Annotated in this window: 7 protein-coding genes; all 7 read right to left on the bottom strand. The window is 47.0% G+C overall.

Annotation, left to right across the window (positions count from 1 at the left end; all coding sequences use genetic code 11):
• Positions 1-194 precede the first annotated feature (194 nt).
• Entirely contained in the window at positions 195-2,282 is a 2,088-nt protein-coding gene (locus AYJ58_RS10805; protein WP_106650129.1) for an MtrB/PioB family decaheme-associated outer membrane protein, read from the bottom strand.
• A 12-nt stretch (positions 2,283-2,294) separates the two neighbouring features.
• A complete protein-coding gene (gene mtrA, locus AYJ58_RS10810; protein ID WP_012588040.1) occupies positions 2,295-3,296 on the bottom strand; it encodes a decaheme c-type cytochrome MtrA in 1,002 nt (333 codons plus the stop codon).
• Between the two features lie 68 nt (positions 3,297-3,364).
• Positions 3,365-5,317, bottom strand: coding sequence for an OmcA/MtrC family decaheme c-type cytochrome (locus AYJ58_RS10815; protein ID WP_106650130.1), 1,953 nt, complete (start codon positions 5,315-5,317; stop codon positions 3,365-3,367).
• A gap of 341 nt (positions 5,318-5,658) precedes the next feature.
• A complete protein-coding gene (locus AYJ58_RS10820; protein ID WP_106650131.1) occupies positions 5,659-7,851 on the bottom strand; it encodes an OmcA/MtrC family decaheme c-type cytochrome in 2,193 nt (730 codons plus the stop codon).
• A 248-nt stretch (positions 7,852-8,099) separates the two neighbouring features.
• Positions 8,100-10,019: an OmcA/MtrC family decaheme c-type cytochrome gene (locus AYJ58_RS10825; RefSeq protein WP_106650132.1), complete on the bottom strand. Its 1,920-nt coding sequence runs from the start codon at positions 10,017-10,019 to the stop codon at positions 8,100-8,102.
• A 35-nt stretch (positions 10,020-10,054) separates the two neighbouring features.
• A complete protein-coding gene (locus AYJ58_RS10830; RefSeq protein ID WP_106650133.1) occupies positions 10,055-12,205 on the bottom strand; it encodes an MtrB/PioB family decaheme-associated outer membrane protein in 2,151 nt (716 codons plus the stop codon).
• A 13-nt stretch (positions 12,206-12,218) separates the two neighbouring features.
• Positions 12,219-13,184 (bottom strand): DmsE family decaheme c-type cytochrome, encoded by a 966-nt coding sequence (locus tag AYJ58_RS10835; protein ID WP_106650134.1) that lies wholly within the window; start codon positions 13,182-13,184, stop codon positions 12,219-12,221.
• Positions 13,185-13,192: the final 8 nt, after the last annotated feature.

The following is a 13,192-nucleotide window of genomic DNA, read 5'->3' on the forward strand; positions in this document are numbered from 1 at the left end:
ATCCGCTAAAGTGAGCTAAAACTCAAGGAATAAGGTTTTTATGGGCAGACTTTTGCGCCAGAGTCTGATCTTATTCAAGATTTTTACTTATATCTGGGCTGATGTAATGATTTTACATCTGACTTTACATGTGACTGCTGCGGTTAAACAAAAGCCCGCAAGATGCGGGCTTTTGGATTGTCTATCATTGAGGATTAGAGCTTGTAGCTCATGCTTAACATGATCATCTGCGCTGTATAGTCATGGCTATTGCTGCCAAAGCCTACGACGTTCCAAATGCCATCAACGGCGATATCATTGGCAGCGTCATTGTCCTTATAGTTCTCAATTTTATAATCCAAGCGCAGCGCCATTTTTTCGGTGGCTTGATATTGAGCGTATAAGTTAATGTTGTGCACTTTGGCAAAATAATCACCATAGTCGCCTGTGATACCTTGTCTCACTTGGGTGTTACTGTTGGAGTCTGAATAGGTGTAATCCAGTCCCATACGTAACTTGTTCTCAAGTAAGTTGTTGTAGCTAATGCCTGCGCCGACAACATCGACTTTATCTTCAATGAAGCCCATCCAGGTTGGGGTGCTGTAGTTGCTGCTACCCGCCTGTTCAGATTCAATGATTTGATAGTTATAGAAGGCGGTTGCCAGTAAGTCATCGGTGATCATATAGCTGATGTTGGCATCATAACTGGTGTCTTTTGACTCAGTTAAACCGATGACAGTATCTGTGTAGTCATCGAATGCGTAACGGGCACCGAAATCTAGTGTCAGGCTTTCGATAGGCGAGTGAGTGACTCGAGCTTCCACTTGGGTTCTGTCACGGTTCGCCAGATTGTACTTACGCAACAGGCTGTTGGTTTCAGAGGATGTCCATTCAGAGGCTTGATATTGCGAGCCATCACGTTGACCGTAGCTGCCCTTAACCCACATATCCCAAGTTTCGAAGCTGTTGACTCTAAAACGCGCCCAAACGGTGTTCTCATCCGTGGTTTCACGGTCTTGATAATTACGTTCATCACGTTTGAAGTCATAGCCACCATCGAGTTTCATGCCGCTGGTAATACGATAATCTGCGGCCACTTTGAAGCGTTGGCTGGTGTTATCGTAAGGGGTATTGTAGGCCACCTTACCGTTGACATTGTTGATGCTGACTTGGGTCCACTCTTCAATCTGCGTATTGTTATCGCGGTCGTTATAGTCGTAGCTACCACTTAAGCGCAGTGAGTTGGTGACTTTGCTGACCACTTTTAAGTTTAAGCCGATAAGATCGACCTTGGCATCTAGGGCTTCAGTTGGCACTTGATAACCATAACCTGAAGTCACTAACGCTTGGTCTTGACTCATTTGTCCTGCAAGCACGCGAGCCGATAGCACATTGGTACTGTCGTTGTATTGGCCCATTAACGAGACAGTGTGTGACTGATTGTCTGGATCAAGGGCGATAGAGCCCGTGGTTTGCGCGCCAAAGGTTGGATTAAATGCACTGTCGAAATTTAACTGGTTGTACTCGTTCTTAAAAATCGAGCCATTGTAGTTAAGTGCAGTGAACCAGTTGTCGCCTTTAAGCTTGATACCCGCTTCAATGGAGTCAGTGGTGTAATCGACAGGCTCGGCTAACATCATAGATTGGTTGAAGAATCCACCTGATGCTTTTTTCAAGCCGGTTTTTTCTTCACGCAGGTAGCTCACATGTGTGCTCCACAGCGACTCGCCTTGATAATCAAAACCAAGCCCTGTGCGCTCACGTTTAAGCGACAGTTCTAAGGCGTTCAGGCTGTCCATCAGTAATGGCATTTGGCTGCTTGAACCCGCCGTCACCCAGTTGTCTGGCAGCGTTAAATTATCGCTGCCCACACCCGAGTAGGGCGTTAAGGCACTGTTGCTGTTGTAAGTGGCAATCTGGCGATAGTTCACATTGACATTGTACTGGCCTTGTTTGCCGGCATTGACCTCTAAACGGCCGCCATCCATGCCCAGTTGATAGGCTTCAACGCTGGCGCGATAGCCTTTTTCACCGCGAAAGGTGACATCAGCATCCAATTTCCCTGCGACTTCGTTTGACGTCCCAAAGGCATTCGCCGAGCGAATGTCCTCTTCACTGTTATAACCGACGCCGACACCCACAGTGCCCGATGTGCCCGTTTCAACAACGCAGCCTTTACAGCTCCAAGCGGACATTTTGACTTTTTCGGTATTGGCATTGGCTAAGCCATACCCATCGGCCGCTATCGCAAAACCTGTGTTTGCCAGTAACGCCAGAGTGATCAAATTGAGTTTAAATTTCATTTTCTCGTCTCCTTAGCGCTGTAATAGCTTGCCAGATGGATGGTTTGAACCATGGACCTGACTGTGGCAATTTAAACAGCTTCTTCCACCCGTGAAGGCATTGTCGCCGACGTTTGAACCTAAACCAGTGTTACCTAAGTAAGCATTGCTGGCATGGCCATCGCTGGCGTGACATTGCTGACACAGCTGCGGTGCGCGGGTTTTCAACATGGCATCATTCACGCTGCCGTGAGGATTGTGGCAAGTCACACAGTTCTCAGTAACGGGTGCATGTTCCCACAGTTTTGGGCCGCGTTTTTCGGCGTGGCAGGAGTAACAGGTTTCGTTAATGCTCGGCTTGTTTAGATCGGAATCTGTCATGCTCCCATGGGGATTATGGCAATCGCTACAGGTCATTTGAGCCCATTTTAGTGGGTGACTCGAGCGTTTGTTCATGTCTGCTTTTTGCTTAGTGTGGCAGCTAGTACAGACTTCCATTTCAGTGTTTTTTGATAACACAGGATCTTTTGCCACATGCACTTGGTGGCAAGAGGCACAAGCGACATCGGCATTGTCATGGTGACTGCCGTTCCAAGACACACGTTTGTCATCTTGGTGACAGCTCATACAGACACTGTTTTGTTTTTCAGCACTTAAGGTCGATTGCTTACCGAAAGTGATCATCGGCTCGTTGCCGCCTTTATTGTGTTGACCTAAAGGACCATGACAGGCTTCACATTGCAGGCCCGCCATTGGGCTTTTTGATGAATCAATGGCGCCGTGGACACCTTTGAACAGGTCCATCACTTTTTCAGATTTTTTATGGCACATCAAACAAGAATCGGCGCCTTTAGGGGAGTAGTTGCCTTCGGCAAACTTCTTATCTAAGGTGGCTTCGACTTGCTCTGGCGTCATTTTTTCATCCCATTTTGACGCATAAGCGTTTGGTGCGATGCATAAAGACATGACTGCTGACATTGCCATGGTGATGACAAGTGCCGGCAGTAGGTTTTTCATTTTTAGGCTGTTCTTCATAATAGGCTTCCCAATTTGTCCCAACAAATTTCAAGAAAGGGGGAGCGAACTCCCCCTGCTTGGGCAAATTACATTTTCACCTGAGTGTGATCTGTTGGTGTGGGTTTGTGACAGTAGAAACAGGTTTCTGACTGCGCCGCTTGGTTAGCTTGAACATAATCACCATTCACAATTGCGCCCATATTTTCTAAGCCGTGGCCAATAGATTCTGGCGCGTGGCATGAAGTACAAGTTGCCGTGATTGGCGTGGTGTATTTACCTGCAGAAGTGGCCAGTGCCCCCTTCACTTTGAACGCGTCTAAGTTGAAGTCGTTGTGGCACTGAGTACATTCTTTGATAACGCCTTGCTCACCGTGAACTACGTGCAGTTTCATTTCGAAACCACCTTTGTTTGCACCAGATGCATAGGTACCATCTGGGGTATGACAGGCCACACAGGCATCCACACCGACAATTGGCTTACCGTTCGCATCTTTAGCATGTGAAACTTGTTCAGACATTACAAAGCCTGCATGGTGTCCTTTGTGGATTTCGAAGGTATCGCTGTGACAGCCTTGACAGGTACTGAAGTTAACAGAGTTAACATGGCGCATGCTTGGGGCGTTGCCTGATTTTGTGCCAAAGGCGAGCTTAGCTTTCATACTGGTTGTCGCGCTATCAGCGGTACATGCGGTTAAGCTAGTACCAGTGCTACACATTTCCAGACCGATAAAGGTAAAGGCCGTATCTGTATCGCCAGCACCGAAAGGCAGGGCAGGTGTAGTGAATACCAGTTTACCGTCAACTAAGGTTACGTCAGCTTGCAGTGCGCCATCTTTGACTAAGTCTTTCGCAATTTTCGCCGCACCACTACCAGGGCTCTTGTTGTAACCCATAATTGGGAAGTTAGGGCCAACGTTAGTGACAGTTTCCAAACGTTTAATCTTGTCTTGAACCGTTGCCGCATCAATCGCGTTACCGTCTTTGTCTAAGATAGAGACAGTTAATACCGCAGTATCATCAGCTTGACCCACGAGAGTCGCTTGCATACCTAACTGAGCGATAACGGCTTTCTTGTCTGCAGTTTTGCTTGTGTGTAGTTCGGCAGTCCAGTCGCTGTTATGACAGGCGATACAGTTAGAGTTATCTAGCTGTTGTGAGTGACCTTTACCGGCAGCAAAGTCCACTGCGCTATGACAGCTTCCACAGGTAGCGGCAGTTGGAATACGTGACCAATTACCCCAATCTGGTGCGGCATCGTTTGCAGCATGACAGCTTTGGCAGCTTTCCAATGAACCTAAAGTCAGGTCTTTGTGTTTAGCGTGAACGAGAACATTGAACTCTTTACCTACGCCAACTTTGCCTGCTGTGTGGCAAGTTGCACAGTAGTTAACATCTGAGTACGCGCCGCCGTGTTTCACATTGGCTAAATCTTGGTGACAGGTATTACAGCTTTCAGTGGCAACAATCTTGCGGCTGTATGTCGCTGCAGCACCGGTATCGGCCGTAAAGTCGACAAAGGCGTTACTGTTAGGGACTTGAGTACCATCGGGTAACGGCGTGTTATAAGCGCGGATTAATACCCGTTGAGCTAACTGATCGTTGTAGGTGATTTTAGCGTTAGCGGTCAAGTTCATGTTGAAGGTATAGCTGTAGTGACCGTTTTTCTTGTCAACAAAGGTCCCTGGGCATGTTGCTGCCACATCACAGGTTTCATCACCAAAGTATTGCCATTGTGAGGCATTACCGGCACCTGTCGCCCCTTGCGGGATCAACTGTGCTGCGGCGAAGCGCATCTTTTGGAGACCAACGACGGGTAAGTCATCTTCGTTAGTCACAGTAAACTCAACACTCGGTACACCGTTAGTGATAACAGATTTATCAAACGTGAAATTAAGGGTTTGAATCGCTGGAGCAGGTTCGCCACCAGGTTCACCGGGATTACCATCATTACCATCGCTGCCACCACAGCCAGTTAAGGCCATAGTGACTGCACTTGCTGCTAACAGCAGTGCGATTTTAGTTGTTTGTGCGTTCATCATTTTTTTCCCTGCATAGGTTTGGCATTGCTTAAACGCTATGTTCTAGAGCCAACAGATTCTATGTCTGTGTTTTTGGTCACTAGAAGCGACTTAAGTGGATGCTGGAAATAGAATTCCCCAAGGAAAGGCTAACCTAACATGACCTTAAAATCTCCAAGGCCTTTGCTAATGTGTGACTTGGATCTTTCTATTTCTAAAGAGGTATTTAAAGCGAGAGGTAAAAACGATTTCAGATCAAAAAAACAGCGGATTTTTAAATGGCAAGAATATAAAGAGAGAGGTAAAAACCTCTCTCTTTAGTAACGATAAAACATTGCTCTGAATGAGAGCGTTATATCTGCTTAATTACCGTGAACTTTACTTAATTGAGCTGGGGTATGACAAGTTGCACAGCTTTCTGATGCACGAGTTTGCACATCGGCTGCACTGCTGCCATTTAAAATACCACCGTTAGTCTCAATGTGAGATTTTGTCGCATCAGTCAGATATTTTTGGTGACAGCTTAAACATGCGCCTGCATCTGAAGATACCCAAATATCGGCACCGTTATTATTGATATCACCGTAGCGCCATGTGCGATCAGGCTGACGTCCTAAGGTAATACCTGTAATGACGTTTGCTTTATCAACTGTATGGCATGTCGCACAATCGGTTTTTAGCACAGTGCCTGATTGTACACCCGCATATTTCAGGTAATGGCCTTCACGTTCGTGAGCTTTCCACGCAAAGCTAGTTGGGATCTTACCGCCAGGATAGTTGGCATCATTTTTCAAGGTTTTATCCGAAGTATGACAAGTTTGGCAATTTACACCGTTGTCATAGTGGTGGATTTCTTGATTGTGACAACCTTGACACTTAGTTGCATCAATAATGTCGCGACGTGTCGCTGCCTTGGCAGTGCTGTCCACTCCCGTATCTTTCCAAACGAAATGATATGGTGCTTGTTTAACCGCGACTTTACTTACACTGTCAGCAGTGCAATCTGTCATAGCTACGTCAGCAACGCCATAACCGCCATTGTTGAAGCACACTTCTAATGTTGACCACAGCTCGAATGTTTTACCATTTGCATCAGCGGGTAAACTGAACTTAGTGCCTGTTAATGAGTAGGTTTTATTCGCTTCATTATAGGTACCTTCACTTAAAGCGATACGACGATTGCTATAAGAGGCATCAGCATAGCTTGGGTAATCTTTATCAGAATCCCATGCTACGACAACGCGTGAGCTTTGATTTACGAAGGCTTTATCAATGGCATTGCCCTCTTTGTCAACAACTTGGACATCAAAAGTGATTTTGCCCGTGTCATTCACGCCGACATTAGTGAACTTAATGCCCATGGCTTTAGTTTCTGTGTAAGCTTTCAGCACATCACCATGACGTTTAGCAGCACTACCTGTGCCGTTGTATGGTTCAGTTGCATTATGACAAGCGACACAATCACTGCTGCTGTGGTGAGCTGATGGTTTTTCTGTGTGGCAACCAATACAGGCTTGATTGCTTAAGTCGGCTTTAAATAGATCGGCATTAGCTGGTGCACCCGCTCCTTCAACGTGACAGGCTGCGCAATCCGCTGCAGGTTTTAATGGGAAACCGACCTTGCCGTAGTCAATCACTTTGCCACCATAACCGACAATCTTATAAGGGGCAGGTACTTCAGCGCCTGTCTCATCGAAGGTATGACGCTCGCCACCTTTGTGGATAGCATGGATCATGTAAGTGAATTCAATGCTATTACCTGACTCAGGATCGCCAGAGGTTGCCGTATGACAAGAAGCACAGTTTTCAATATCAACTCTACGGCCACCGTGTAACGCTAAACTTTCTGGCTGGTGACAGGTATAACAGGCTGTTATTGAAACAACGTTGCGGGTTTGAATACCTTCAGTTTTGCCTGTAGAAGGTTGCCAATCAAAATGGGCGTTGGCAGCAAGCTGTGGTAATTCAAGTTCTAATGTTGCCCGTTGAGTCGCTTCAGCACTGTAAGTAATCGCTAAGGGTTCAGTGACATTGGCGATATTGGCTTGATAGGTATAGCTATAGTTACCATCGCCATGATCCACTAAACAGGTATCACACTTGGCAGCGGCTTCAACGTTGGCTTGAAATTGAGCTGATGGATTGAGGTTATCCACGCCAGAAGGCGCTGTGCCAGGTTCTTTTTTGGCATTAATGTAGGCTTGCCATTGGTAACCGCGGTCGGCGGGTTTGGCTGGATCATCCGTTGCTTCAGTCACATGGGTGAGTTGTGCAATACCAAAACGTATGTCGTGAGTTTTATTTAAGCCTAGTACTGCAACGCCATTCGCATTTTCTAATGTGAAATCGACCGTAACCTTACCTGCATCGATAGTGGCATTAGTAAAACTTGCTTTCAGTGTAGGCGTTGTATCGATATTGACACCAACAACACCCGGTTTACCGTCTTCACCATCTTTACCGTCACTACCACCGCAACCGGCGAGTAGTAGAGAGAGTAAACCGGCACCCAACATCGCTTTTGTTGCGGCATTGAAATTGAACCGTTTCATCATGATATTTCCCTGCAATAGTTGTAATCATCATCAAATGCTTGGTAGATAAGAATAAATCTCATTACCCGCATAGGATGTGTGGAATTAGTTTTCCATCTGTAAGGCTAACTAAGTCACTGGTATTAATCAGTCACTTTAGGTGGGTAATGTGACTGAGATCTGACTATTTCTTTAGGAGTAGATGACTGCATAGTATGAGTTCCTTTTATATCTGCAGTTGCTGGCCTTTTTAGGTCAGCATCATAGGTTTAGTTTATGGGATGCACTTTTAACACGTCCGCGACGCCGCCTTGTCCATGACAGAAAGCACAGGTTTCAGTTCCTGCAGTTGCATCGGCTTTTGTGCCTGCAAAAACAGCACCTTGCTGAGCCATGTGGTTATGAGTGCTGGTAGCTGAATGGCAGTTGCTACACACAGCGGCAATCGGGCTGGTAAAAGTGCCGTTATCGAGGGCAAGGGGTTGTACCGCTGAATTTAAAGGAAGGGCGACGGTAGATATGCCCGCAGAATCGTTAACATGGCATTGGGTGCAGTTACCGATTTTTCCTGGGTAGTTTAGGTTTTCAAAACCTGTGAATTGGCTGGTGTGAATACCGTGGATCAGCTGCTTAAAGTCAAACGATGTGGTGGAAGGATTGGCTGCCGTCGCATCGGCCAGCATATTGGCGTTATGACATAGCTGACATTGACCACCGAGATCGTTGCGTGAGCCGTGGATATTAAGCTTTTGATCGCCATGGCAATTGCCGCAGCTTGTATTACTAACAACAGTGCGACGACCCGTACTGCTTAATGCTGCCGTATCAAAATAACTGTGGCTGGCTTTAATCACTAACACTTCCGCCAGTTCTGTCGTGCAATCAACGAGTACCTTGTCTTTGGCGCAGACTCGGCCTTGGATCGCGAGTCCGCCATGATCCGCTTCAGTGCCCGCAGGCACGGTAAGGCCCGCTATTGTATAGGTATAAATGCCATTTGAGCCTGACTCGGGTGTGGATTCCGGCAGCTTGATTGAGCGGGCAGAGCGGGTCGCGTAATCAAAACTGGTTCCCCAGTTGGCATATACCCTTAAATCATTGATGAATTTTAACTTATCGGCACTGTCGCTGTAGACGCTACCAGTAGCTGGGTTCATCAATTTAACCGCGACTGTGACTATACCATTGGCATCCATACTGGCGCTGGTAATGCTTGGGCTAAATTGCATCAGTGCCGCAGTTTTGTCTTCATCACTGTGAACGCTTGCGGTCCAGTCGGCATTATGGCACGCCACGCAGTTACTGTTATCGGCCTGCGCTGGGTGTCCTTCGCCTGCGGGAAAATTAATTTGTGTATGACAGGCGCCACAGGCTTGCATGGTTGGGACTCTGTGCCAATTTTGCTGCTCAGCTAACTCAGCCTTATCGACATGACAGGTTTGGCAGTCACTGATGGGTTGCGGGAAACCGGTTAGATGTTTGCTGTGGACCATTTGCGGGAAAATATCCGCAGGGTTACTGACTTTTTTGCTGTTATGGCAAGTGACGCAGGTTTCGATTTGATTATATTTACTGCCATGGAAAGCAAGATCGCTGTGGCAACTATTACAGGTTTCTATTGTGACTAAGTTACGGGTGTAAGCGACATTATCCCCAGAAGATTGCCAGTCATAATGTTGATTGGTAATAGGTAAGGGGGTGTTATCGGCAAGTTTATCGCCGCCGATTTTGACCACCATTCTTTGGGTCGCTTCGGGCATAAACGTCACCCCATTCATGCCATTAAACGGTGCGCTGAAGATGTAGCTGTAGTGACCGTTTTTATGATCTGTGAGACTGCCAGGGCAAGTTGCCGCGCAGGTTTCGGCGGTAAAATGCTGCCATTCACTGCTATTACCCGCACCTGTATAACCTTGCGGCAGAAGCTGCGCCGCAATAAACGTCGCCGATGGGACACCAATCACGGCTTCATCATCTTGATTGCTCACTTGAAAATCCACTTGAGCAATACCATCTATCATTTGAACTTTATCGACCGTGACCTTTAGGCTAGTGATGGTTAACGCGGGCGGTTTTGCGGGTTCACCGGGATTGCCATCTTGGCCGTTATCACCGCCACAGGCGCTTAATAGCGAGACTAAGGCCAGCATCAGACTGAATTTCGAGCTCATTTTTGCAAACTTGTTCATATTTCTATCCTTGGAATGCGCTGTCAGTGTCTAAGTTACATTTGGTAGCTTAAGGTCAAGCCTAAATAGTGAGCGTTGTAGTCGTGGCTCATATCCCCAAAGCTGAGTACGTTGGGAAGCGTGTCCCAATTTGTGCCTTGGTTTTGCCAGTTAGCATCTTGATACTTCTCGAATAACCAATCGACGCGTAGCGACATACTGTCGGCAAACTTATATTTGGCGTAGGCATTAATATTGTGTTTGCGGGCATAAAAATCGCCATAGGGACTGGTGATGCCGTAGACGACCTCGGTATCACTCTGTCCATCGGAATAGCTGTAGTCCAAGCCAATGTCGAGGTGATTATCGAACAGGTTTTGATAACTAAAACCTGCCCCAATTAAAGTCGATTTTTCCTCGGCAGTGCTGTACCAATCGGGCGTTGAAAAGTGGTTGCTGCCTGCTTGATCTGAGTCGCGCCAATCTTGGTTAACAAAGGCACTGAAATGAAGATCGTCACTCAGCGCATATTGGGCCGATACGTCATAACCTAGGTAGGACACTTGAGTAAGACCCACTTGGGTGTGGTGAAAATCGTCATCGACACTGTGCAAGCTGGCGCCCAGCGAGAGGCCGATATCAGTTTGATAATCAGTGTGTAAGGTGACTTTTTGCCTTTTTCTGTCGGCAAGGTAGGATTTACGTAGCCAAGGATTGCTTTGGCTTTGAGTGGTCGTGACGGGATCGTATTCACTGCCATCGCGCTCTAGTGCTTCTCCTTTTAACCATGCTGACCAAGCAGGGGAATAGCGATAGCTCAGTTTGGCAAACACGCCTGACTCATCGACGGATTGGCGATCGAGTTCAGTGTAATCGTTTTCGTTACGGCTGTAGCCTGCTTCGGCATAGGCGGCTGAAGTAAAACGGTATTTGCCTTTAAGTTCGAGTTTTTTGGTTCGCTTATCATAAAGGCTATTTTGAGCAGAGCCTTGGTTAATACTGTCGGTGATGATTTGTGGGAAGTCTAATTTGGCCGTTTTGTTATCTCTGTCTTGATAGTTGTAGCTTGCCTGTACACTTAAATCTTGGGTGATCCGGCCCGAATATTTAAGGATCATTTCAATAATATCCACTTGGCCATCTAAGGTATCCGCAGGCAGGACAGGTGACGGGCCATTGATGGTGGCTGGAATAAAAGTGTCATCTTGGGTCATACGGCTAAAGCCTGCGTGCATTAGCACATTCTGACCATTCGCTCCCCCAGAGGCTTCTGCGGCAACGCGATAGGCTTTACTGTCGGGGTCGGCCGCATTTTGACCTAAGTATGCCGCGCCAAAGGTGGGCGTGTAGGCGGATTGCCATTGCATGGCTTGGTGATCATTTTTATATTGGCTGACTTGGCTATTGATGCCAACCTGCCAGCCTGAACCGTTAAAATAAACTCTCGCATCGACTTCATCAGTACTGTCATCAATTGGTTGGGCGAGCATAACGCTATTGGTGAGTATATTGGCGCTGGTCTTTTTGGCTCCGCTGCGGTCTTCATGCTGATAGTTTAATGATGCTTTGTAGTGACTGGTATTGTCACCTTCAGGTGATATTTTGCCCGCGTAGTAACCACCGATCATAAAGCGATCACGTTGAATACTGAAATCTTGGCCAACAAGGCTGCTCTGTAGCATAGGCATAGATTGTGTTGTGCCACCTGTTATCCAGTTATCGGGCAACAACATCTTATCTTGCGATGAGGTATAAGAGCTTTTGAGTTGATTATGGTTATAGTTAGCTAAGCCTCTATAACCTAAGTTGATTTGATAGTTCCCTGGCCTTCCTGTCGTGAGCTTAGCTGAGCCCGCATCAAAACCTAACTTATCCGCGATCAATTGAGTTTGATAACCCGACGGTGTTTTGTACAGCATATCCGCACCGACTGCGCCAACGAACCCATCGTTATCTGTCCCAGTGCGGTTACCGAAACGGCTGTCCTCGCCATCGTTGTAAGCGAGGGTGGCACTGACATCACCACTATGCCCTGACTTAGGTTGGCATTGTTTGCAGCTCCATGCTTCTGTTTTTATGCCACTTCGATTCGCCTGTTGTAGCTCATAACCTTCGGCATGTGCCTGAGATAAAACACCGCTTATCACCCATGCGAGTAACGTGAGTAAGAAGCAAGCACTAGGGTGAGATAGTTTAGCTGTTGGCATGATCGTTCCCTTGTTATCTCTGTAGCAATTTGCCAGAAGGATGGTTAGAACCATGCACTTGTCCGTGGCAATTCATACAGGAATTACCTGAAGTAAATGCATTGGTTTGATTGCCAAAGTAGGCATTGCTGCTATGACCATCCGAGGCGTGGCACTGTTGACAAAGCTGCGGAGGCTTACTGATCAGCATGGCGTCGTTTACGCTGCCATGGGGATTGTGACAATTCGCGCAGTTGTCGGTGACGGGGGCATGTTCCCATAATTTAGGACCACGTTTTTCGGCGTGGCAGCTATAGCAATTTTCGTTGACGCTCATTTGTTTCAAGCTTGAATCGTTCAAACTGCCGTGGGGATTATGGCAGTCACTGCACACCATCTGTTGCCACTGTAATGGATGGGCCGAGCGTTTGTGCATATCGGCTTTTTGCTGGGTATGGCACTGGGTACAAATGGCGACTTCATTGGCTTTATCACTGATAGGATCCTTGGCTACATGAACTTGATGGCAACTTGCGCAAGCCACATCGGCGTTATCGTGGTGATTGCCTTTCCACGCGATACGTTGGCTATGATTGTGGCAGCTCATACAAACACTGTTTTGCTTTTGCGCGGGAACGGGAGAATTTGCACCAAAGGTGATCATTGGCTCTTTGCCACCTTTGTTATGATTTCCTAACGGGCCGTGGCAAGCTTCACACTGCAAATCGGCCATGGGCGAAGCTTTCACATTAGGATTACCATGAACCCCATCAAAAATGGCCATGACCACGGCACTTTTTTTGTGGCACATCAGGCAAGTGTCAGCCCCTTTGGCAGAATACTTACCTTCGGCGAATTTTTTGTCTAATGTCGCGACAACGTCCTCTGGTTTTTTGTCATCCCAAGGCGTCGCCGAGACAGAGATACTCACGATTGATAACAAAATACATAGCATAGCCTTAGCTATGCTTTTGAACTTTAGCCTTATTTCCATGTTCATCTTTTCCC

The sequence above is a fragment of the Shewanella sp. Pdp11 genome, assembly GCF_002838165.1.
GTDB classification, from domain to species: Bacteria; Pseudomonadota; Gammaproteobacteria; order Enterobacterales; family Shewanellaceae; genus Shewanella; species Shewanella hafniensis.